Here is a 23,987-nt window from a genome sequence, read left to right as displayed (position 1 = left end):
CTATTTTTCTTTCTGCGTTTCCTGCAGTTCCTTTTCAAACAATTCTTTGAATTTATTGAATTCCCGGGTAAAAATCAGGGCGATTCCACTTATGATAATTTGCCCATCTATAACATTTTCATACGTATTTCTTCGGAAGCCTTTAAGGCGGAAGCGTCCGTTTTCGGTTAAAAGATATTCCAGGCTTACATTTCCTATCATAGGTGCACTTTCGCCGGTAGGACTACTTCCCTGCACATCTACCTGGCTCCCAACACTTACAATCAATCTATCGTCCATCAGGCGTTTCTGAGCGGTTATATCCAGCTGAGTACGCTCCTGCGGACTTTCTCCCTGGTAATCGGTAAAGCTATCTACGCCAAAGTTTAACTCAATCCCTGTCTCCCCTACCAATTGATCGGAAAATCTGTTTAACTGATCTGACAATGCCTGATTTAAATTATCCCTGGCAATATCCATAGTTCCGCCACGACTGCCGTCGCTTCCTCCTTCAGGAAAAAACCTGTTAAGGACAAGCAGCGAAAAGACCTGTTTATTAAGTTCAGCTTCCTGCTGGTTAAGCTGTTGAATTCTGCCGTAAACCTCTCCACCAATAGCGCCCTGCTGTTCCTCTGGCATATCGAGACCAAAACTCAATTTTGGCTGCATAAGTTCTCCATCAACGTTAAGATAAACCTGGAATGGTAATTCCTGTCTGAACCTTCCAAAATCGCTTCGGGTTGGTCCTCCGGCCATTAGAGAGCTTGCAGAAGTCTCTACCTCATAAAGGGCACTGATATCCATTCTTGCTTCCATAGGATCGCCAGACCAGGCAATACTGCTTCCCTCCACAATTTCAAAACGTCTTTTAACCAGTTCATACAGGCTCATCTCATAGTGACCTCTGTTCATTACATAACGCCCGGAAAGACTGGTTCGGCCATTTGAAGCTATATTAAAAGTTAGCTCACCTTCACCGGCAACTCTAAAATTATCCCCTGTATTATCGTCAATAATAATGGTGAAAACTGCACCTTCATCTATATCTATAAGGGTATTTACCAGGATTCCCGAAATTACTGCAGTTGCTTCTTCGGTATTTCCAGTTAAAATATCGTCTGGATCCTCCCGGTTAACAAAACGCACAATTCCATCCCTTTCCATCATTTCCAGTTCGGCATCTGGCATTATATAAGTGAGATCGGTATTGGAACTCACTCTAAGATTTCCATCTATTCTGGGAAGTTTAAGATCACCGGTTATCCTGGCATCTACATCAAAATTGGCCTTTCCGAAGAAAATATCGTTGTCTTCTCTTGTTGAATTTAAAGCATTGAAATCATTAGCTTCAAGCCTCAGGTCGAATTCGGGATTTAAATATGTTTCGGTTAAAATTTCCCCTGAAACTACGAATTCATTATCATTTCTATCTTTTATGGTGAAATTATCAAGATAGATTCCATCATTATCGATATCTATTTTTTCCTGTCTCAGTTCAAAAGCGGCATTCAGTCTTGCTACATTAAAACCTGCATTCTGAAAATTTAAACTTCCGGAATACCTGGGCTCCAGGGTGGCGCCTTCAATTTTCACATTTCCTGTAATACTCCCGCTGGTCTCTTTGATTTCTCCCTGAGAAAAACGTTCCAAAACGCTCAGTTGCAATTCATTGATCTGAAGATCCATGTTTAATTGTGCAGCCTCCTCACTACTTGCTGTGTATTCCCCGGTTAGATCCATATCCAGTTCTCCACCCTTTGTAGAAAGATCCAGGGCATAATCCCCGCCCCCTTTTGCACTTGCATCCAGATTTAAAACTCCAAGGGGTGCTTCCATCACCCTGAAATCTATAACTTCCAAATCGGCCAGCATCGCTGTACTCCCAAAAGGTTCTTCCATAACCAAACTTCCGTCCATCTTCCCTCCCGCCAATTCCTGTTCAGGATTAAAATAGGAGAAAATGGTAGCAAGATTAAAATTTTTAAAATTGAGGGCGATATGTTCCTTAGCTGTATTACCAGAAGAATTATCAAGGTTTATTTCCTGTTGATTTCGGCTAATTCTGAAATTGTCGAATTCAAGCTTGTCCTGAGCATAAACGATGCTGTTATTCTCTGGAATATTCCAGTTATTTTTATTCAGGATTAATTCTGAAGAATTTACGCTTACCTTCACGCTATCACCCTGTCTAATGGTTTCTGTCATCACGTGCACCAAAAGACTATCCCTATCATTAGAAACAAAATCCAGATACAGTTTCTGGTCTTCCATTTTTCCTTGAAGAAAAGTTTTTTGGACCAAAAGAGGTCCACCTTCCAGGGAATTAAATCCGAACTCAAAATCCAGATTTTCCTTATTGGAATTCATTTTGAAAGCAAGACTATCTATTACATTTGATCCATATTGAAGTTTGGGAAGATTAATAGCTCCGGTTAATTCACGCTCCTTTTCCCTGAAATCCATATTCAATGTAATAGTATCCATTTCTTTGATGCCTGAAATAAAAACATCGGTTAAGATCGGGGCCTGCCTTATCTCTCCTTTTAGTTTAATGTTTACAGGATTGCTGGCAGTGTCAATTTTCCTGTCTCTATAATAGCTCATATAGTGCCGTTCAAGAGCTTCAGCAAAATCAATTGGGTCGGCATTTGATTCAAGGCTAAGCTCAAGAATTCTGTTTTGGATGTGTAAGGCTGTAGTATCTGGAGTTACGTGGGCATCGAGATTAAGATCCCCGGCGAAATAGGGTTCGTTGTCATATACGGCAATAGCATCCCTTAACTGAGCATCTACATCATAATTCTCTGCATTTCCTTTAAAATTCGCTTTTAATTTGAGGCCTGTTTTTATATGTCGGGAAGTGAACCCCAAGGCCTGAAGATCGGCTCCTTTTAGATCCAGGTCGATTTGGGCTTCGGGAGCAATAGAATCGAGTTGAACATAGGCTTCAAGTGTAGCATCAAGGTTTTCGTCGCGGTAAGAAGTGCTAAGCATACCTTCCCCGTCTTCAATTTCCCCCGAAAGAGGAAGCTCATTTATTGGATAATCATTATAAGTAAAAGAATTGATCATTCCTTCAACTTCGCCATCCATAGAATTCATATTATCCCCCGATCCTGAAGCAGTTAGGTCTAAATTCATTAAGCCCATATTTTCATTGCTAAGGAAATTTCCCAAATTGAGTTCTGTAGTGCTGAGATCAGCATTAAAAGCCATAATCTTTTCACTTCTGAAACTCCCTTCCAGGTCTATCTTCCCGTCACTTGAATTCAATATAACATCGGCTGTTATATTTGTTGGAGTACCACTTACACCACCCTGAAGGTCTATTTCATTGGGAATACGAAAGCCTAATTCACTTTCATCTACAAATTGCTGAAGGTCCTGTCTTGTAGAAACAATTTCTGCATCAGGGAAATTGAAACTGATCCTATCCGGGTCGGTTACATTTTTAACCCGGCCGGTTGCATTGATATAAGTTTCTCCCCAATATATTTTCGCCGTCGAAACAGAAAGGTCGGCAAGTTTTCCATTTACCTGCACCTGACCGTTCACCGTATTCTTGCTAAGTGCAAGGAGATATTCATTTTGTCTTAGGTCTGGCTGAAATTTAAAAAGATCATTGATATCGAAATTGGCCTGAGGCAGGTTTATGGAAAGTTCAGAGTTTTCCGGCTTCTGGATAAAATCGTTTAAAGAAGAATATTGCGCTGAAAAATCTCCTTGAAGGTTATTCTGATTTAGCTGAAGTTGCAATTCAGAAAAGTTCATTTCCTTGTCTGATAGTGCAAAATCTCCCGAGAACTCATTTAGATCATAACCAGATAATTCATTAAAACTTAGATTTTCAAGATTTAAATTGGCGTCTTGTTCTTCAAAAAGAAAATCAGTCGCCCGGCCGTTTATATTTTCCAATGCGATTGCCGTAGCATCAAAATATTCTTCCTGAGGTTCTTTGCCGTTCTCTGTGAAAGTAAAGCTGTTATTTTCAAGATTTAATTCCTTGAGACTTAAATAATATTCCGGCCATTGAAAGTCTTCCTGAGATTGAGGAGATGAATCCTCTTTAGCCTGCTGAGTTTGAATATTAACTGCTATTTGAGAAGATCCAAGATCGATTTGATCTATAGCTATGCGATTTTGTGGCAGTTGCAGATTTGGATTTATAAACAGGAACTCACCTATCCCGGCCTGGATTTCCAGGGAATCCGGCACCGAATTATAGCTGGCTTTAATATTTTCAAGACGAACAGAATTAGCCGATATTTTTGGCAAAGGAGTTTCTTCCTCGTCAGATTCGGGAATTGTCTTTGTTTGGTGATAACGCACATTGCTGTTTTCGATAACCAAATCGGCAATCTGAAAATCCATATTTTCAAGGTCTGTTTTTTCCATTTCCAGGATTAAGCTTCCTAATTTGATTTCAGAATCAATGCCTGAAACCTTATCGTCATATTTAAGATCAAAATTGCTAAGCTTAACTTCCCCAATTTTTATTTGCATTGGAGTGGTTTGGGTAGTGTCTTGTGAAGTAATTGTATCTGAGGCTGTCAGCGCTTCCATCAAATAATTAAAATTAAAGCCTCCTAGGGAATCTTCGCGGTGAATATTAGCCTTCACTCCACTCCAATCCAGCGAATTTACGCTAATGCCACGACCTCTTATTATTGGCCAAATGGGAATATCGGCTTCAAGCTTTTCAGAATAAATAAGGGTATCGCCCTGTTGATCTTCGAGGTATAAACCATCCAGATTAATATTACCTGAAAACGTGAAGAACAAGCGATCAATTTCAATTCTGGTATTGGTTTTCTCTGCAAAAGATGAAGTGATTTTATCAACGATAATATTCTGGCCCCAGGGTGATCTTATGAAAAGAATTAGCAATAAGATTAAAATAAGAACCCCCGCAATGATTTTTGCGAGGATCCTCCATAATTTATATCTCTTTTTTTTTGACTTTTTATTCAATTCCTCTAAGGCTTTCCCTCAAATTTAACCCATAATAAGCATTCTAACAGGGGGATTTTCAATAAAATTCTGTTAAAGCAAATAGGGAGCTATTCGGTAGCCTCCAGTTCAATCGCAGGGATATCATCTGGTGGGGTGACATCTTCGGGTTCTGAAGATGATTCCGGGATATCAGGATTTGAAAATAAGTTTAGTAAATAATCGGCAACTACTGTAGCATCCAGGATCTTAATTCTTACCTGAGGTAGTTCCGAATTTGAATCATCATCTTCACGTGCAGTTACATCAATAACTTCAAAGGCCACGATTCCACGGTTTTCACCTTGAAGGTTGCCCGTAATCGGGTCGTAATTAATACTTATATCACTGTCGTACCACGGCGATCACCGTTTGTTCGGCTAGCATTGCCAGGCTCGTGGCTCTTAGAGGAATTACATGGTGAACTTCATCAAGAAGAGCTCATCATCTCCTCCACCTCCCAGGCCGGGACCCGCTTCCAGAAAATTTCTCAGGCCATTATCGGTAGGTCCTACGCCGGCCCAGGAGTCTGGTACATTGGTTACTAATTTAATAAACGGTTATGCAGGGGTTTTCTTACAATGAAATGATAAAACTCCCTTAATAAAACGTTAAACGGCAAAAATGAATACGATAAAAAAAAACGACTCGTTTTCTTTAGAACGTCCAAAATCAAATAAACTAACACTTAATTGGACAGAAAATTAAATTAAATAACTATGAGAAAAACTGTAGCAATTACTGTTTTATCAGCAGCTATGCTGACATCTTGTGTTTCAAAGAAAAAATATGTAGAACTGGAGTCTGAATTAGACGATACCAGAAGTACCCTTCAAAAAACACAGGTAGAAAAGGAAGAAATTGAAAGTAAATACGCAAAAGTTGAAGCCCGTGTTGCCGAGTACAATGCGAAGATCAATTCCCTGCGTGAGGAAAGTGATGAAAAAATGGAAATGAACGATCTTACCGTAATGTCTAATAATAATAAGGCAAAAATGCGGGCCACGATCGCCAAGATGGATCCTGAAAAGGTTGCGGGAGCAGAAACCCTGGAAGATTCTATCAACCTAGCAGTATCTCACAATTTAAAGCAGTCTATATCTGAAGGATCAGACGAAGGTGATGTAGATATCAGTGTAGACAAGACTGTGGTTATGATCAACGTCTCTGATAAGCTTTTATTTGGTGATGGTAGTTACCGGGTTAGAAATGATGCGAATAAGCTATTGAAAAAGCTTGCCGAAGTTATTAACTCTGAACCAAGCATGGAAGTTATGGTTGAAGGTCATACCGATGATCGTACAATGGTAGAAGGTTCTTATCTTAAAGATAACTGGGATCTAAGTGTACGTAGAGCAACCTCTATTGTAAGAATATTACAGGATAAATATGATGTAGATCCTGCAAAACTTATCGCGGCCGGAAGAAGTAGTTATTCTCCGCTTGTAGATAACGATTCTTCTGATAATATGGCTAAGAACAGAAGAACCAGAATTGTGATAATCCCGAACCTGGATAAATTCTTTGCAATGTTGGAATCTGGACAATAAGTAATTCTTACTGATTTAAAAACGGCTTTCCGGAAATGGAAAGCCGTTTTTTTATCTTCTTTTTTTAGCCAAAAAATAATGGTCAAGGGAGTATTTTCCGGCACCGGTAAAAAATAGCAGAATATATCCCGATAAATATAACAGGGGTAATTCCTGTCTACCAAAACCATCGGGAACATGCACTATTAAAGCTACCACGGCCATAGTAGCAATTAAGGGAAGTACAGCGAATCTGGTACCCAATCCCAGGATCACCAACACCGAACATACAAATTCTGCAAAAACGGCAAAAGTAAAAGTGGTAATCTCTCCTATTCCTAATGGATCTGCAAATTTAATGAGGTCATCCCCGAAAAACCGAATGAGTTTTGGTATTCCGTGAGTGAGCATTAGACCTGAGATTGCCAATCTAAAAATAAGCAAGCCTATATCAACCTGCTGTAGATTTAAGGTGGTTAAGTAAGTTTTTTTCATAAGCTAAGATTAAAATTATAGAGAACAAGCTACAACTTTTAATAGGAAATTTCCAGAATCTCCAAATTATGGGTTTCCGGACCCAGGTTGAACTTTGCGATCTCTCCTATCTTTTTCCCAGTTACCGCCCGGGCAATTGGAGCAATAAAGGCAATTTTCTTTTTCTTTACATCAGCTTCATCAACACCTACGATTGTAAATTGTTGAACCTCCCCGGATTCTTTATTATTAAATTTTACTGTGGCTCCAAATCTTACTTCCTCTTTTGCCTGAGACTGGGGGTCCAGAATCCGGGCCGTAGCGATACGGTCATTAAGTAATTTTAATTTTCCGTCTATAACGGATTTTGCTCTTCGGGATTCAGCCTCATCTTTAATTTTAATGGCAGTACGTTGCTCCTCAAGATCTTTTTTCTCCTCCTGGAGCAAATCAAATCCGTGTGGGGTTACATAATTTGTAACACCCTCGGGCAAGGCAGCACGCGGTGGTATTAACGGAGCTTCTTCCTGGTCTTCTTCTTTTACAAATCCTCTGCTCATTAGTCATTCATTTTAATTCAAGTTAATATTTTTTTTCTATGTGGTCACTATCGCAAGGTTCCCCTGTTTAAAGCCAAGTCATAAATATTTCACAAGAATTCTTATAGCTGCTGCTTATGGATTCAATTTTATGTTTAAATTTAGATATGACCACCGAAATTCTCCTTTTATTTATAATTCTGGGAATTGTTATTGTTCTCTTCGCCCTCGAGGTATTTCCTGTAGATAAGATCGCCTTCTTTATCATGGTAAGCCTACTGGTAACCAATCTCATAAGTCCTGAAGAAGCTATTTCCGGGTTTTCGAGTCCGGCTACCATAACGGTGCTGGCACTAATGATAATGGCTATCGGACTGGAAACCAACGGGGTGATAGACTGGCTTGCCAATGGATTAAGGAAATTACGCGGCTTACCAGTTTACCTTATGGTACCTGCTTTTATGCTTATTGCAGGGGGAATTTCAGCATTTATCAATACAACTGCGGTAGTGATTGTTTTTATCAAAATCATTAACGAACTTTCTGTACGTTACGATATTCCTGCGTCAAAATTACTTTTACCTATTTCTTTTGCTGGAATTATAGGAGGAAGTTGTACTTTGATGGGAACCTCAACCAACCTTATCGTAAATGCTGTAGCCATAGACCGTGGGGTGGAGCGTTTTAGTTTCTTCGAATTCACCTGGTATGGCGTGATCTTTATGGCTATAACCATTGTCGTGGTTAGTTTAATGATCAAATTTCTTCCGAATAAAAAACCTTCTCATTATACCGATGTATATGACCTGGATGAATTTATCACCAAGATCATTATTCAGGAAGATTCAGGCTTCATAGGAAAAAATATAGGAGATACCTTCTTTCAAAATAATCCCGATGTGGAGGTTTTAAGATTGAAAAGAGAAGGGAAAATTAAAGACAAACCTGGCAACAACACGAGCATTAGAGAAGCCGATGAATTCCTTTTACGCTGCAATCTGGAGAACCTAATGAAGTTGAAAGGGACAAAAGGGATTTCAGTGATAAAGGATAGGAAAATCACCCAAAATAATGTTGAAAAAGATACAGAACTTGATGAGAATGTTCAGGTAGTAGAATTATTGATCCTGCCGAACTCCCCGCTGGTAGGTAAAAGATTAAAAAACGTGGGAAGTTATGAATTATATGGAGCGATTCCACTTGCCATAAGAAAAAGGAGAAATTTAATGAATCCCCGCCGTAGAATTTTTGATAAAAACAGGAGCCAGATAGAACTTAGAGTTGGGGACCGTCTGCTGGTAGAAGCTACGGAAAGTGTCATGATGGAACTTCAAAAAATCGAAAATGTAACCATTCTCCAGGAGCACCGGAATATAAAAGTAAGTAATCTTAAAAAAAGATACTTAAGCCTGTTTATTCTGTTGCTGGTAATTGTATTATCTGCCTTTGGGATTTTCCCTATCCTTAAAAGCGCTCTGATAGGTTGCTTTCTAATGATTTACTTCAAATGTATAGATCTTGGAAAGATCTATTCCCGGGTGAACTGGCAAATTATTTTCCTGCTGGCAGGAATGATTCCTCTTGGCGTGGCTATGAGCAATACCGGAGCCGATCAATGGCTTTCCATCCAACTCCTGGAACTGTTCACCGAGCGAACAAATACCGTTGTAATTGGATTGCTCTTTCTGGTCACTATGATTTTGAGCGGATTTATTTCTAACAATGCTACCGCAATTATCATTGCCCCTATTGCCATTACCATTGCACTTGCTTTAAAAATGGATCCAAAACCCTTTATTCTTGCCGTGTTATTTGCAGCGAACTTTAGTTTCTTTACACCCGTAGGTTACCAGACCAATACCATTATCTATGGAATGGGAATTTACCGTTTCAGGCATTTCTTCATTGTTGGAGGCGCGGTTTCGCTTATTTTATGGATTGTTGGCTCTATGTTATTAGCGGGAAGCATTTAAATTATCTTTGCTGTGCAAAAACAGATTTACCGATGAAAAAATTGCTGATAATAGGCTATGTATGGCCAGAACCTGCCTCTTCTGCCGCCGGCACCCGAATGATGCAGTTGATAGATTTTTTCTTGAAGGAAAATTATCAGGTTCATTTTTCCACAACTGCAACCCGAACCGCCTATGCTCCGGCACTGGAAAATCTGGGAATAATAACAAAAGTAATTGAACTGAACTCTCCAAGTTTTGATAGTTATATTGAAGACTTACAACCTGACATAGTGCTTTTTGACAGGTTTATGATGGAGGAACAGTTTAGCTGGAGGGTCGATAAATTTTGCCCTGCTGCGCTTAAGATCCTGGATACTGAAGATCTCCATTTTATACGCAAAGCGCGGCATACGGCCTACAAGGAAAACAAAAATCCCAAAGAACTCTATTTAAGCTCTGAAATTACCAAAAGGGAGATCGCTTCAATTTATCGCTCTGACCTGAGTCTGATCATTTCTGAAGTGGAAATGCAATTGCTCTCTGGCGAATTTAATATTCCCGAAAGCCTACTTTTTTATTTACCCTTTATGATGAAAGAAATCACTTCTGAAGAAATTGACACCCTATCGGGTTTTAACGATAGAAAGGACTTTATAAGCATCGGGAATTTTCTTCATGACCCCAATAGGAATGCAGTATTTATCCTGAAGGAAAAGATCTGGCCAGTGATAAGAAAGCAACTTCCTCAAGCAAATTTGCATATTTATGGAGCATATCCTTCAGAAAAGATCTTCAAATTAAATGATCCTAAGACTGGTTTTTTAGTACACGGAAGAGCAGATAATGCCGAAGAAGAAATGAAAAAAGCTCGAATTTGCTTAGCTCCGCTACAATTTGGAGCCGGATTGAAAGGAAAACTAATCCAGGCAATGCAATGCGGCACTCCGGCTGTCACTTCTGAAGTTGGGGCCGAAGGAATCCCAGGAGATCTTCCCTGGAATGGTTTTATTGAAAATGATCCCGAAAAATTTCCTGCTGCTGCTGTTAAGTTATACCAGGATGAGTCAGAATGGAAAACAGCACAGATTTGTGGTTTCCAAATAATTAATTCCCGGTTTTCTGAAGAAATTTTTCAAAAGGAATTTCAGAGAAAATTACAACTCATAGATCGCCTACACGAGCATCGTGAAAAAAATTTTATCGGAGCTATGTTGAGGCATCACCTGCACCGCAGTACGTATTTTATGTCCCGGTTTATTGAAGAAAAAAATAAAACCGCCGGCTAATTATTAGCAACCGACGGTTTTCACTACACAAAAGGAACAGAAAAACTGTTCACAAACAGAAAAATTAAACAAATTCTCCAACGGGCTTCACCTCGAACACTTTTTGATGAAGTTCTTGAAGCACGTTTATTTTATTGCTGGTAGCTACCAGTAAGGAAATATTATTATTGCTTCCACCATAAGAGATCATTCTAATAGGTGTATCATGCAGAAGCTCAAAGATCCTGCTTGCTTTTTTATCTTCGATCACAGCTTCTCCCACAAGGCAAATAATAGAATGATCCCGCTCTACGATAACCTCACCGTAATCTTCGATCTCTTCAATGATCCTATCCAGGTTTCGGTTATCATCTATAGTAAGTGAAATTGCGATCTCAGAAGTGGTGATCATATCTATGGCCGTTTGATGACGGTCAAAAACCTCAAATATTTTCCGCAGAAATCCGTGCGCCATCAGCATTCGGTTAGATTTTATCTTAATGGCAGTGATCCCGTCTTTTGCCGAAATTGCTTTTAAACCTTGTCCGGTTGATTGTCCGGAGATCCTGGTTCCCGATAAATGCGGGGTAAATGTATTTTTAAGGTAAACCGGGATATTTTTGTGAATAACCGGCGATACCGTTTGCGGATGGAGAATCTTCGCTCCAAAATATGCAAGTTCTGCTGCCTCCTCGAAGCTTAGTTCTGCAATGGGGTGTGTATGCTCCACATAACGGGGATCGTTATTGTGAAAACCATCTATATCTGTCCAGATCTGTACCTCTTCGGCATTTAATGCTGCTCCCAGAATAGTGGCTGTATAATCACTCCCTCCCCTTTTAAGGGTACTTATCTTATCATTTTCATCAAGCCGAACAAATCCCTGTGTGATATAAATATCGGTTTCTGGAAGGCTTGAAACTGTATTTCTTAAATTTATACCTACAAGATCTGTATCCGGGTTCTCAAGATTGTTCACCTGCATAAAATCCCGTGCATCGAGTAATTTATTTTCAACTCCACAGGATTCAAGATACTTTGAAAAAATACAGGTAAGCATTCTTTCGCCGGAAGTCACAACCCGGGAATAAACTTCATCATTGTATTCAAGCTTTGCGATTGCTTCGAGTTCAGTAAGGATTTTGGATAAATCCCTTTTGGTTTCAAATTGCAGCAACTCATCCTGGATGAGGTTCTCAACAACCTCAAAATGCTTTGTTTCTAGATCACCAATACCTTTGGCCTCTCCTGTCACATCACCAGATTTGATGTGTTCAGTGAGGTTCACGAGTTGATTGGTAACTCCGCTCATCGCAGAGAGAACCAATAATTTTTTTTCGCCCCCGGTACAACTAATCGATTTCACGTTTCTGATACTCTCTACCGAACCGACGGATGTCCCACCAAATTTTAAAACCTTCATCTGCATTTATTTGAAAGTGCATAATTAGGCTTAAGGATAAGTGAGACAAAAATTATAATTCATTTTATATACATTTGCACAATATGTATAATAATTAACAATGAAAACCATCACGACCTGTGTTCACGATATTATTCGGCATCAGCCTTTTTTAGATGATGCGATCGCGAGAGATATCGTTAATTTTAGCGGTCTTGCCGCCGATATCCAGTCTGAAGTTGAAGCTGAAATGAAAAAACCAGTAAAACAGGGGTCTATTATTATGGCTTTACGCAGGTATGCTCCCCGTAGAACCAAAATAAATATGAGACATCTCCGGGAATTGGGTGATATTGTGGTTCGCTCGGGAATAACGGAATATACCTTCTTGAATTCAAAAACAATTATCGCTAATAAAGCCAGATTGCTTGAATCTGTGAAGGATCAAACCGGGGTTTATCTGAATTATTCCAGTAATTATCAGGAAAGCAATATTCTGGTTTCCGCCAGCCTCACCGATTTGGTTCAGGATTGCTTTAAAAATGAAGTGCACGTCTCTGTAAAGGAGGAACTATCATCAATAACGATTGCATTACCTAAAAACAGTTCCCAATCTGTAGGCCTTTATTTCTATCTTTTTAAACTTTTGGCGTATGAGGGAATTCCCGTTTTTGAAATGATTTCTACCTCCAACTATTTTGCTATTTTCCTGGAGAAAGAATATGTAAACAAGGCATTTTTACTCCTAAATGAAATAAAACAATAGCCTACCAGAAATCAAAATAGAATCCTGTGATGGCCACAGCTGCAATTAAGATCGCCAGAATTATTATGATGAAAATTGCACCAAACCTGGTTTTCTTATTATCCTGAAGAATATAGTCTTCAGATTCGTTATCATTCTTGTCTCTTATTTGCATTGTTAATAATTTTTAAATTATTATTTGATCTGATACCACCAAACCGAATTCTGTCGGTTAATAGGCAAAACCTTTTTTCCGGAATCTGGGTGGAAAAGAATATCTCCTGCGCTTACTTCGGAAGTTAGTATTTTGATAGATTCTCCTTTTCTGCCAATTTCATAGACATCCCCGGTGGCTCAGTCTGAAATGTAAAAATTGTTATCATTGTTTAGCTGAATCTCATCCAGATTACCAATTGGTTTTTCAGAAATTTTAGTGATCTTTTTGCTTTCAAGAGCCACCTTTAAAATATTTCCGCCGTCTTTCTTTCCCCAGGGAGTAATAAATTTCTCATAAAATCTGGTTTTACCTAAAGGACTTTAAATATACGAAAAAACCTAGGAAATCACTTTGAGGAAAATTTTCTACACTCTGACTAAAGTTTTCCTAATCCAAATTTTCATGAAGTTAAATCTCGCTAATTTAGAATGACTAACTAATACTAAGTTGCTATGAAAAATAAATTCAGGACGCTGCTGGCCGGATGAGGAACCAAAAAATTGATGGTGGTTGCGATTGTTTCGGGATGATCATGGTTTTTATAATTCTTTGATAGTTGTTAAGGAACCTCGGTCTTTAAAAGGTTGTTTACTTGAAAAAATGTCCTAATCCTACGGTAAACATCACAAATCCATAAAAAGAATGCTCAAGGCAAACATTGAGGAAACTTTCGGATTTAAAATAGTTAAATATAAAAATCCAGCTCGCCAGGAAGGTGGCAATAGGTGCTACCCAATTATCATAGATTAAATGGGTAAGACCAAAAATAATTGCATTGGCGAACATCAACAGATACTTTGAAGGCAATAGATTTCTGTATCTCTCGAAAAAATAAACCCTGTAAATAAATTCCTGCGGCACTACTGACGCTATAGGATACAGAAAGAAAGTAATTAAGTATTTTTGTGATTCTTCTACAGGGTATTCAAAAAAAAGATCCGGGAATACCCAGCCAGTAAAAAATATCATTAGAAAAGTAATGGAGATCAACCTTGGCAGGCTTTTCCTGAAATAAACCGGGTCAAAGCGAAAGAAGATCGCATGATTAAAATTGGTGAATCTGAAAAGTAAAATAAAGAAGAAGACTGCAATGAAAATAAGCGGAATAATTTTTTTCCATCCCTCCAGGTAAATTCCGGTAAAATAAGGTGCCAACCCAAAGAAGACCAGAAGTTCTGAAACTTTAAATGGCGTGGAAAAGTATATTCTTTTTATGTTCATCTGATAGTATAAGATTAAGCTAAATACATCTTTAAAGCCTATTCAAATATCTGATTTATATCTGATTTGATAAAGAAAGATTGGGTCAGGTTTGCAGGTTTTCTTCCATTTCCCTGTTATTTCTTTTTCTTCTTCTTAAAAGATCGATCAGGTTAAAAAGTATTATACAAAAAGCTACCCAAATAAAACCTCCAAGAAAGCCCGCAATTACATCTGAAGGATAATGTACACCAAGATAAATACGGCTTAAACCTATGCCAAGAATAACCAAAACAAAAAATATCACAAGGAAGCTTCGTAAAAACCTGGACATTTTAAGATGAAAAAGCAGGTAAATCAGAAAACCGTAAAAAGCCATTGCACTCATTGGATGACCGCTAGGATAACTTAAGCTTTCTACTACCACCAGGTGTTCTGCATCTGGCCTGTCACGATCGATAGCCCTTTTTAAACCTATATTTGAAAGAGAAGCCAGAATTATAACCCCTACCAGCTGAGTATAAATTTCCAGCTCTTAAGTTTCCAAAACAGGAAAATTGTAACAAGAGTAGAACTTATGAGATAGCCATAAAAGTCGCCCATATCTGTAATAAATTCTATGATTCCATGATAATTTGGATCCCTAAAAGAGACAATAAAAGCAGTCACCTGGTTATAAATTGTAAAAGGGCTTTGCTTGATAATTCTTCGGTTAATTCCACAAAAATATTGATCCCGCCGATGAAGATTATGAATGAAATAAATATGAGAAGGTAATAAGGAAATTCATCATGCTTTCTGGATACATGCACTCTGAAAAAATAAATAATTTTTTCCAGTGCTGCTCTCACATAATGTTTCATTTTTTGAAAATTTTATTTGAGTGTGTCTTCTTCTTTTTTCGCGAAATATATCTTCACCTTGCGTCTGCCCCATTCCCTTGCTTTTTCAACATCGGTTCCCATATAAATATCTATTTTATTTTTCCAGCGGTAATGCATTTTATCTTTAACAAAAAAAAACCCGTCAAAACCTTTGATTTTAACGGGGGTATTATGATCAAGGCCTCTTTCTATAAGATCCCTGGAAACAGCAATAGCCTTCATTTTAGGTTCAAGGGTATCACCCCATGCTGTTACGGCAGGATTCCCGGGGCCGGTTTGCCAGCTCAGGGAATTATAAGCCGAAGCAGTAACCTCAAGGCTATCCCACACCACTGTAGGTTCAGAAGATTTTTCAGTTTCAAAATTGCAAGCTGAAAAGCCCGTAACCATATAGAGAAACATTAAGAAAATCACTGTTGACATTACGCGCATCACGATCATTACTGTTAGAAATTAAATTAATTTCTAAATAAAAACGTTTTAGGAATATAGGAGTATGTTACCAACCGGTACGGTAGTCCCGTTTCACGAACTGGTTTACATCATCCAGATTTGTCACCTTCATATTTTCGGTATCCCAAAGCATTTTTACATCTCTGCCGGGATATTCAAAGTACTTGTCTCCGTTTTCCCGTGTCTTCTCCTTACGCACATCAATGCCTCTTATGGAAAGATTTGCGATGAGAAGGGTTTCGGTTAGCGGTCCTGAAATTTCAAAAGGCGCACTAAGTTCTTTTTTTCCGTGCCCGGCAATAGCGGCTTCCACCCATTGGCCATAATGACCATCGGAACCACCTTCTACCCTGTCATATTTTTGAGGAACACTAACTTCATCGGTATTAGAAGTTGGCAGTAATTGAGGATTTTCACCATAAGTACCACACATCATTTTGCCTTTGGTTCCTATAAATAGCACACCATTACCTCCATCGCCAAAAGTCTCGTTTGGACCTAATTCTTCAGGACGCATGGGTTTTATCCCGCCATCCATCCAGTGCAGGGTAACATCAGAATCTGTTTTGTCGGTTTTTGGAAAGGTCATGATCACGTGACTTGAAGGCGGGCAACTTTCAGGAAAATAGCCGCGTTTAAATTCATCTACATAAACACTTCCTACACTGCTTTGTACATCTTTGGGATAATTCAGATTCAACACTCGATAAGGGGCTTCAATTAAGTGACAGCCCATATCGCCAAGCGCTCCGGTTCCATAATCCCACCAGCCACGCCAATTAAAAGGAACAAGACCATCTACATAATCCTTATACGGTGCAGTTCCCAACCATAAATTCCAGTCGAGTTCTGAAGGTACTGTGGCATTTGAATGTTCTGGCCATGGTATACCCTGTGGCCAAACAGGACGGTCTGTCCAGCAATATACAGTATGAACTTTTCCTATAAGATCGGCGTCGTACCATTCACGAAGTTTTCGAACCCCATCTCCCGAGGCTCCCTGGTTCCCCATTTGGGTTACCACTTTATATTTCTTAGCAGCATCGGTTAGTTGTCTGGCTTCGTAAATATCATGGGTCAAGGGTTTTTGCACATAAACGTGTTTTCCTAACTCCATTGCAGCAAGGGCCTGGACCGCATGGTTATGATCTGGTGTGGAAACAGAAACTGCATCGAAGTTTTTTGCTTCTTTTTCAAACATTTCTCTCCAATCCTTATAGTATTTTGCTTTGGGAAAACGGCCAATCGAAGTAGCGGCGCGGCGGTCATCAACATCACATAAAAAACCAATATCGGCTTTGCCGGTATTGGCAAAATTCTGAATATCACTTTGGCCTTTTCCGCCCACCCCTATTCCTGCCACAATGAGTTTATCACTGGGAGCCAGAAATCCGGGACCTCCCATTACATGTCGGGGAATAATTGTTATTCCGGCAGTAACAAGAGCGGTACTTTTAATGAAATTCCTTCTTGAATTAGTTTGATCTTTTTTCATAAAACAGATAAGTTAAGTTGGGTAAAACCTCCGGGGTTAATTGGAGGAAATTTTAAATTTAAGTTAATAAATGTATCTTTTAATATTTAAAATTCCAATTAAATAGTTTTTTGTGTTGATTACCAGACTCTTGCGTGGCCTGTGATTTGGCGGGATTTAATAATTTTTTATTCTAAAAACATTGTTAATCTTTACACAAGATAACGGATTCCCCGGGGGTTAATTTGGGTTTCACCTTAATAACTGTACCTTTGCAACTTTAAATGGCTGAAGATTAGCCTATTTTTAAACTCGAAAAATATTATTATGAGTCAAGTAAAGCAAAATGACACGGTAAAGGTACATTACACCGGAAAATTAACTGACGGACAGGTTTTTGATAGCTCTGTTGAACGTGGGGAACCAATTGAGTTCACTATGGGTGAAGGACAGTTAATTCCAGGTTTTGAAAAGGGCCTTATCGATATGAAAGTAAACGAGAAGAAAACCATCAATATCTCTAAAGAAGAAGCTTACGGCGAGCCAAGAGAAGAACTTATCCAGGAAGTGCCAAAATCTCAGCTTCCTGAAGAGATAAAGCCAGAAGTTGGCATGGGACTAGTTTCTAAAAGCCCTGACGGACAAGAAATGAACCTTGTGGTAAAAGAAGTAAAAGACGAATCTATCGTGGTAGACGGAAATCATCCTTTAGCCGGAAAAGATCTTGTTTTTGACCTTGAAGTAGTGGAGATCAAATAATCATCACACACCTTAATATATAAAGCCTCTGAAGTCTAATGATTTCAGAGGTTTTTTATTTGAACAAATTAATCGTCCACCAGGTCTTTTAACTCCTCGTAGCTGGCATTGGTCTTAATTTGCAATCCGTTACTTAAACCTACATGGCAACCGGAATCTTCCTGAAAAGCCACATACATGATCTGTGCCTTGTTAAGATAGAACGTATCATCGTTCAGGTCTTTGATCTCTATGAATTTCATTTTTTGAAAATTTATTCAATTTATGAAATATTCGGCAATTTTTTGGAATTTCCTGATAAGGGAAAATTTGTAATTCCCCTATTAATTTAAGGTTTCCTGAAGGCTAATAAAAACGGTCTCTTTTAATTTTTCATCCATCCTGTTATTATGTACGAATTTCTGATTTACTTCCAATTCTATCCCCGAATAATTCTCTGAAAATTTATTTCTCAAATAGGTTGTAAATCCATCAGCCTTCCCCAGGTATGGATAATTAAACCTTATTTTTAAAGTGGAATCTTCTTCTCTTAACTTTGATTTTAAATCTTTACAAAACACTTTCTCCTCATTATGAGATGGATCATATAGCAGACCTATATCTGCACCCCGGATATCGTCATTTAGAATCGGAGTAAAACTATGGACAGAAAGATGGATCACCTTCTCCCCTTTTTCAATTAGTTTTTTAATTCGATCTTCCACTTCAGTCCTGAATGGATTATACCAGAAGGCGATTATTTTATTTTTTTCTACTGTAGAAAGTCCTTTAGTGAATTCAGAAAATAAATGAGGGTGACCAATGGAGCGGTTGACTTCAACCAGTAATCTGCTGATTTTATGAGTGTAAGTAAAATCTCCTAAAGCTTTAAGGTGCTCTAATAAGTCTAATGCCCCGGGATCGTAGCCACGGTGAGAATTTAGAATTTTGTTAGCTCCTGAAAAAAGCGTTTTATACCCCTCAGGAATTTCATTGAATGCATGTTCGCAGGTTAAGACTAACTTCACACCTTTAATAATAGATTGTTAGCCAGACATTCTCCAAGTTCAGAATATACATTCTTTATCTTTTCTTCTGAAAAATCCCCATCGAGTTTTTTAAGAATTCGGGTTGAAAGGCTTCCGTTCTTTAAAATGTATTCAATGGTATGCTGATGTTTCGCAGAAACCTGGGATTGAACTCTTTCGTATAATTTCTCCCAGCATTGCTTAACGCTCGCTTCTTCTTTAATTCCGAAGATCGCTAAAAAAGCTTCATTCTGAATTTTGGTTTCTTCAGCATCCCGAATAACCGAATTAAATATTTCGAAAAGATCATCTTCATGCCATTTCTTAAGTTCTTCCAGAGCGATCCATTCTCCACTTATCAGCACCTTCAGGCTTTCAGTAATTAAAACTGCTATTGCAATATCGGCCGCCGGGCACTCCTGAATATCTATTATACGAATTTCAATAGCATTTCTGTCAAATCTTGCGATTGCTCCCCTGGAATTGAGAAAATGATGATCAAGGATATTTTCAGTATCGAAGGGTTTTATAGCGGCATTAATAGGTTTAAAGATTCGCTGGTAATAATCGGTTTTACTGAACACCTGCTCCGGAATAACTTTTCCCGTCAATTGCGGGATCTCTTTCTGATTGGTTTTGTAAACCTCCAGGCGTGAATCCTTAAAACCTGTTGTCTTTCCCTCAAAAATAGGTGAGCTCGCACTCAATCCCGGAATTATTGGCAATAGGATCCTGACGGCTGCGTGTAGTTTTTCAAACTCAGTATCGTTATAAAATGGTAGGTTAATATGCATACTTTGCACATTGCCCCAACCGTGACCGCTGCAGTCAAATATTCGGTTGTATAAGGCGTAGATCTTACTATAACTATGCTTCCACAGCTGCGTTTCTGTTTTAGGCCGCATTAAAGGGTGCGAAGCCGATGGCAAGAGTATAGTCCAAAATTCCTGCAGTAAATAGTTGATTTCCTGGATATTTTCAGCAAAAAGGGAATCAAGATCTTCCAGGTTGGCGGTAGGACCATTGGTTTTTAATTCCAGCACATGCGCAACCAGCTCATTGCTCCATTCAATTTTACCATTATCAATATTAGCGGATAAGCTTCCGTTTTTCTTTGTGAGAAGCTGGTCTACGATCGGGTTAACTTTCAGGCTTTCCTTTCGCACCAGCATATATTCCAGCTCAATACCAAAAACTTCAAAGAGATGATACTTCATATTTATTTTTTTTCAAGCCTGCCTTTAAGCGCGCTAAGAATATCTATATAAACCTGATCGCCGTAAAAGCCATCCTCCACTCCAACATCAATATTGGGATTATCGTTTATTTCTATAACCAGTGCCTTGCCATCGATTTCCTTAACATCTATACCATAAAGACCTTTTCCCATGATTTTTGCTGATTTCAGGGCAACATCAAGAACTTTCTTAGGTATTTCTTCAATGGGTAAACTATCGGCATTCCCATCCTGATTGTCCTTTTCAGCAGCGTTCCAGTTATATATTTGCCAATGGTCTTTTGCCATATAATACCTGCAGGCATAGAATGGTTTATCATCCAGAATTCCTATGCGCCAATCATATTCTGAAGGCATAAATTCCTGAGCGATCACCAGATCAGAATTTTTTAACATTGCAGTTACCATTTCCTTGTATTCCTCACCGGTGGTTGCTTTTTTTACTCCAAAAGAGAAAGTAGAGTCAGGAGACTTTAAAACTACAGGAAGCCCTGTGGTTTCAAGTACTGAATTTTTATTATCCTTATGAACGATCACCGTTTTTGGCGTAGGAATCCCGGCGTTTTGAAGCGCCTCGGCCATAAACACTTTGTTACAGCATTTTAAGATCGCCTCGGGATAATCTATAATGGCAATTTCTTCCTGTTGGGCCTTTCGGGCAAAGGCATATGCCTCGTTGTTAACCTCGGTACTCTGTCTAATAAATAAAGCATCGAAAGCCGATAAGCGGGAAAGATCTTTTGGAGAAACCACTTCAACATAAAAACCCATCTTTTCCCCAATTTCAACGAATTTTTTAATGGCTTTAGGATTGCTTGGTGGTGCCGGATCTTCAGGGTTAACAAGGATTGCCAGGTCATAATCGGCCTTTACCGATCGAGGAGTATCATATCGCTTTTTTGCAAAATATTGCACCGCAAATTCCCGCATACTTTCTTTATGATCTTCGGGGATTTCAGCTTCAGAAATTGCTTTGATATTCTTTATATTCCATTTGGTGGTGTAATTAAATTTCACCCGTAGAAATGGTATCTGAAAATGCCGGTGAAACATTGCACTCAATTCCCGGTATTTTTGAGCAACGTTTTGACCAAAATATATACTGAGAGTGAATTCCTGGTTTTTAATATTTTTCAGACTTTTTTGAATGAGATCATCAAATTCTTCAGAAACGATTTTTACGAGTTTTGGCTCACGAAGATCTACCAGATTTGTTACAGTGGGAATTGCCAGGTGTCCCCGGGCTTCGGCTAAAAGGGAAACATAATACCCACGGGATTGATATGAATAATCCTTGCAAAGATTGAATATTCTCGCTTTTTTAATTTTGGAGTAATCAGGATTGGTAAGATAAGCCTGAGCTGAAATTATTTGAATATTTTCAAGTGCTAAGTTCCAGGTTTCAGACTGGTTAACCACAATAAATTTTTCCATTAAAAAGATAAATTGAGTACCAAATGTAGCCGAAAATCCTATTGAAAATACAAAAATAATTGCAAGCCGAAAAAATCCATCCTCATCTAAAAGACCAATTGTCCGAAAATGATTAACAATGAGGCCCTATATATCTTATGCCTATTGAAAAAATATTCCTATTTTCAGCAATTATAAATCATACGCTATCATGAAAATTTTTAAAACCTCATTAATGGTGCTTCTTAGCACCTTTAGTTTACAGGCCCAAAACTACGACCGGGAAACCCTGGATGAAGCCAGAAAGATCCAGGAAAAAATTATTACCATAGATACCCATGCCGATATCAACGTGAATAATTTCACTGACGAAAACAACTATTCCATGAACCTGGACACCCAGGTGAATCTTCCGAAAATGGAAGCCGGAGGACTAGATGTCGCTTGGTTTATTGTTTACACCGGTCAGGATGAGTTGAATGAAGAAGGCTTTCAAGCTGCTTATACTAATGCGATGCAGAAGTTTATCGCCATCCATAAACTGGTAAATGAACTCGCTCCTGATAAAATTGGGCTTGCCACCACTTCAGAAGAGGTCAGGCAAATACACGCCTCGGGTAAAAAGGTGGCGATGATTGGGGTAGAAAACGGTTACCCTATTGGGGAAGATATAGAAAACGTAAAGAAATTCTATGATCTGGGTGCACGCTATATGTCCCTATCTCACCAGGGTCACAGCCAGCTTTGCGATTCGAATACCGGGGAAGAGAATGATGATTGGCTTCACAACGGCTTAAGTGATCTCGGAAGAGAGGTTATCGGTGAAATGAATAAATACGGAATGATGATTGACGTTTCTCATCCCTCAAAGGAATCTATCAAACAAATGTTCGAGCTTTCAAAAGCGCCTCTTATCGCCTCTCATTCCTCGGCCAGGGAACTATGTGACCACAGCAGGAATTTAGATGACGAATTATTATTACTATTCAAAGAGCACGGTGGAGTTGTACAAACAGTAGCTTTCAGCGGGTATGTAAATACCGAAAAAAACAAAGCTTTTTCTGAAGCCAGAAACAAGGTGTATGAGAAAAAAGCCGAAGAGATGAACTTCTCTATGCTGGAGCGAGACAGTATCAGAAACCTGTCACAGGACGACAGAAATAATTATTATGCCGAATTCCAAAAAATAAGAACCGCTGCTGTGGCCGATGTTGAGAAACTTAAAGAGGAAATACCGCCAGTCGCCGTTAGCGATTTTGTAGACCACATAGATTATATGGTTGACCTAATAGGAATAGACCACGTTGGCATTAGTTCTGATTTTGATGGCGGCGGCGGCATTGAAGGCTGGCAGGATGCCTCAGAAACCCTTAACGTAACTGCCGAACTCGTTAAAAGAGGCTATACCGAGGAAGAAATCACAAAACTATGGGGAGAAAACCTGCTTAGGGTTTTAGATGAAGTACAAGCTGTTTCTGAAGACATTCAGAAGAGTTAATACACCATTCACTTCTTATTTATAGAAAAATGCGAACCGATGGGTTCGCATTTTTTATTTAAATCTGTCCCTACCCTCCATTCTTTTGCTATTGAAAATCAGTCTAATAGTTAAAAATATGTTAATATACTACTGTTTTATACATAGTACTGTAACAAACCAATTAAACCTAAGTCTATTAAGTAAACAATAAAACTTTTAAACGATGAAAACTTTCAAGATCACCAGAATAGCATTTTTAAACACCGAGAAAACAAACAGCCGTAGCAGCTGGGATAACCAAAGACGTTATTCAAATTAATTGTTCAACCATATAAATTAAGTATCATGAAAACTTCAAAGATTAGCCGCAGAGCATTTTTAAACACCGAGAAAACGAACAGCCGAAGCAGCTGGGACAACTATAGACGTTATTTACGTTAATTTATCAACCTTAAAAACAAGTATTATGAAACCTTCAAAAATCCATCGCAGAACATTTTTAAACACCGAGAAACAAAACAGCCGAAACCGCTGGGATAACCAAAGACGTTATTCAAATTAATTGTTCAACCATATAAATTAAGTATCATGAAAACTTCAAAGATTAGCCGCAGAGCATTTTTAAACACCGAGAAACAAAACAGCCGAAGCAGCTGGGACAACCATAGACGTCATTCAATTTAATTATTCAACCCTTTAAACTTTAAATTATGAAAACCCTGGAGAATTTGATTATGGAAATTGAGGTACGTAAGGCAGGGTTCTTAAAACGCCGGAAGCATTTCCGTGTAATTAAAAACAACCATTTTGCATCATCTTTTAATCAACATAAAAATTTTGCCATAGAACCATAAAACCAAGCCTTATGAACTTTGCCCTCAATTAGCCGGCACAATTTAATTTGTGACCGGCTTTTTTAATCTCCTTGTGTAAACCTTAAAGTTGGCATAAATAGTGAACTACTCTTTTCAAGTCTTCGTTAATTT

Annotated in this window: 21 protein-coding genes; 7 read left to right on the top strand and 14 right to left on the bottom strand. The window is 38.6% G+C overall.

Features of this window, described 5'->3' with window-relative positions:
- Positions 1-4,866 (bottom strand): translocation/assembly module TamB domain-containing protein, encoded by a 4,866-nt coding sequence (locus BM266_RS05815; protein ID WP_245760391.1) that lies wholly within the window; start codon positions 4,864-4,866, stop codon positions 1-3.
- A 173-nt stretch (positions 4,867-5,039) separates the two neighbouring features.
- Entirely contained in the window at positions 5,040-5,255 is a 216-nt protein-coding gene (locus tag BM266_RS05810; protein WP_093407052.1) for a hypothetical protein, read from the bottom strand.
- Positions 5,256-5,687: 432 nt separating this feature from the next.
- Here BM266_RS05810 and BM266_RS05805 point away from each other — a divergent pair, with 432 nt between their 5' ends.
- Positions 5,688-6,518 (top strand): OmpA/MotB family protein, encoded by an 831-nt coding sequence (locus BM266_RS05805; protein ID WP_093407050.1) that lies wholly within the window; start codon positions 5,688-5,690, stop codon positions 6,516-6,518.
- A 51-nt stretch (positions 6,519-6,569) separates the two neighbouring features.
- On the opposite strand, the gene BM266_RS05800 is transcribed toward BM266_RS05805, so the two are convergent.
- Positions 6,570-6,992, bottom strand: a complete 423-nt coding sequence (locus BM266_RS05800) for a DoxX family protein (protein WP_093407047.1) — start codon at positions 6,990-6,992, stop codon at positions 6,570-6,572.
- A gap of 38 nt (positions 6,993-7,030) precedes the next feature.
- Positions 7,031-7,531: a GreA/GreB family elongation factor gene (locus BM266_RS05795; RefSeq protein WP_093407045.1), complete on the bottom strand. Its 501-nt coding sequence runs from the start codon at positions 7,529-7,531 to the stop codon at positions 7,031-7,033.
- Between the two features lie 146 nt (positions 7,532-7,677).
- Here BM266_RS05795 and BM266_RS05790 point away from each other — a divergent pair, with 146 nt between their 5' ends.
- Positions 7,678-9,483, top strand: a complete 1,806-nt coding sequence (locus BM266_RS05790) for a sodium:proton antiporter (protein WP_093407042.1) — start codon at positions 7,678-7,680, stop codon at positions 9,481-9,483.
- Between the two features lie 32 nt (positions 9,484-9,515).
- Positions 9,516-10,751, top strand: coding sequence for a glycosyltransferase (locus BM266_RS05785; protein WP_093407040.1), 1,236 nt, complete (start codon positions 9,516-9,518; stop codon positions 10,749-10,751).
- Positions 10,752-10,815: 64 nt separating this feature from the next.
- Here the strand turns inward: BM266_RS05785 and BM266_RS05780 are convergent, their stop codons facing one another.
- Positions 10,816-12,153, bottom strand: coding sequence for an aspartate kinase (locus BM266_RS05780; protein ID WP_093407215.1), 1,338 nt, complete (start codon positions 12,151-12,153; stop codon positions 10,816-10,818).
- A 100-nt stretch (positions 12,154-12,253) separates the two neighbouring features.
- On the opposite strand from BM266_RS05780, the gene BM266_RS05775 reads away from it, so the two are divergent.
- Positions 12,254-12,898 carry a hypothetical protein gene (locus BM266_RS05775; RefSeq protein ID WP_093407037.1) on the top strand — a complete coding sequence of 215 codons (645 nt, stop codon included), beginning with the start codon at positions 12,254-12,256 and terminating at the stop codon, positions 12,896-12,898.
- A gap of 1 nt (position 12,899) precedes the next feature.
- Here BM266_RS05775 and BM266_RS17045 read toward each other — a convergent pair whose 3' ends face one another.
- The 5 genes from BM266_RS17045 to BM266_RS05755 all read right to left on the bottom strand — a co-directional run bounded on the left by BM266_RS17045 (position 12,900) and on the right by BM266_RS05755 (position 17,126).
- Positions 12,900-13,052, bottom strand: coding sequence for a hypothetical protein (locus tag BM266_RS17045; RefSeq protein WP_175494763.1), 153 nt, complete (start codon positions 13,050-13,052; stop codon positions 12,900-12,902).
- Positions 13,053-13,682: 630 nt separating this feature from the next.
- Positions 13,683-14,315 carry a CPBP family glutamic-type intramembrane protease gene (locus tag BM266_RS05770; protein ID WP_093407035.1) on the bottom strand — a complete coding sequence of 211 codons (633 nt, stop codon included), beginning with the start codon at positions 14,313-14,315 and terminating at the stop codon, positions 13,683-13,685.
- 85 nt (positions 14,316-14,400) lie between these two features.
- Positions 14,401-14,754: a phosphatase PAP2 family protein gene (locus tag BM266_RS17335; protein WP_245760396.1), complete on the bottom strand. Its 354-nt coding sequence runs from the start codon at positions 14,752-14,754 to the stop codon at positions 14,401-14,403.
- Positions 14,755-15,169: 415 nt separating this feature from the next.
- On the bottom strand, positions 15,170-15,619 hold the full coding sequence (locus BM266_RS05760) for a 3D domain-containing protein (protein ID WP_317040954.1): 450 nt from the start codon (positions 15,617-15,619) through the stop codon (positions 15,170-15,172).
- Positions 15,620-15,677: 58 nt separating this feature from the next.
- On the bottom strand, positions 15,678-17,126 hold the full coding sequence (locus BM266_RS05755) for a Gfo/Idh/MocA family protein (RefSeq protein WP_093407033.1): 1,449 nt from the start codon (positions 17,124-17,126) through the stop codon (positions 15,678-15,680).
- Between the two features lie 306 nt (positions 17,127-17,432).
- Here BM266_RS05755 and BM266_RS05750 point away from each other — a divergent pair, with 306 nt between their 5' ends.
- Positions 17,433-17,864 carry an FKBP-type peptidyl-prolyl cis-trans isomerase gene (locus tag BM266_RS05750; RefSeq protein WP_093407031.1) on the top strand — a complete coding sequence of 144 codons (432 nt, stop codon included), beginning with the start codon at positions 17,433-17,435 and terminating at the stop codon, positions 17,862-17,864.
- A 68-nt stretch (positions 17,865-17,932) separates the two neighbouring features.
- Here the strand turns inward: BM266_RS05750 and BM266_RS17040 are convergent, their stop codons facing one another.
- The 4 genes from BM266_RS17040 to BM266_RS05735 form a co-directional block, all read right to left on the bottom strand.
- On the bottom strand, positions 17,933-18,106 hold the full coding sequence (locus tag BM266_RS17040; RefSeq protein WP_175494762.1) for a hypothetical protein: 174 nt from the start codon (positions 18,104-18,106) through the stop codon (positions 17,933-17,935).
- An 81-nt stretch (positions 18,107-18,187) separates the two neighbouring features.
- Positions 18,188-18,871 carry an N-formylglutamate amidohydrolase gene (locus BM266_RS05745; protein WP_093407028.1) on the bottom strand — a complete coding sequence of 228 codons (684 nt, stop codon included), beginning with the start codon at positions 18,869-18,871 and terminating at the stop codon, positions 18,188-18,190.
- On the bottom strand, positions 18,868-20,088 hold the full coding sequence (locus tag BM266_RS05740; protein ID WP_175494761.1) for a glutamate-cysteine ligase family protein: 1,221 nt from the start codon (positions 20,086-20,088) through the stop codon (positions 18,868-18,870). The genes BM266_RS05745 and BM266_RS05740 overlap by 4 nt, the downstream gene beginning before the upstream one ends.
- A 2-nt stretch (positions 20,089-20,090) precedes the next feature.
- On the bottom strand, positions 20,091-21,542 hold the full coding sequence (locus BM266_RS05735) for a RimK family protein (protein ID WP_093407023.1): 1,452 nt from the start codon (positions 21,540-21,542) through the stop codon (positions 20,091-20,093).
- 190 nt (positions 21,543-21,732) lie between these two features.
- Between BM266_RS05735 and BM266_RS05730 the strand changes: the two genes are divergently transcribed.
- Together BM266_RS05730 and BM266_RS17035 are read left to right on the top strand one after the other, a co-directional pair.
- Entirely contained in the window at positions 21,733-23,019 is a 1,287-nt protein-coding gene (locus tag BM266_RS05730; protein ID WP_093407020.1) for a dipeptidase, read from the top strand.
- A gap of 692 nt (positions 23,020-23,711) precedes the next feature.
- Positions 23,712-23,855, top strand: coding sequence for a hypothetical protein (locus BM266_RS17035; RefSeq protein WP_175494760.1), 144 nt, complete (start codon positions 23,712-23,714; stop codon positions 23,853-23,855).
- Positions 23,856-23,987: the final 132 nt, after the last annotated feature.

It is taken from the genome of Salegentibacter flavus (assembly GCF_900115145.1).
In the GTDB taxonomy this organism is placed as follows: domain Bacteria; phylum Bacteroidota; class Bacteroidia; order Flavobacteriales; family Flavobacteriaceae; genus Salegentibacter; species Salegentibacter flavus.
Note: the sequence above shows the minus strand (reverse complement) of the source record. Positions and strands in the feature narration are given on the sequence as shown.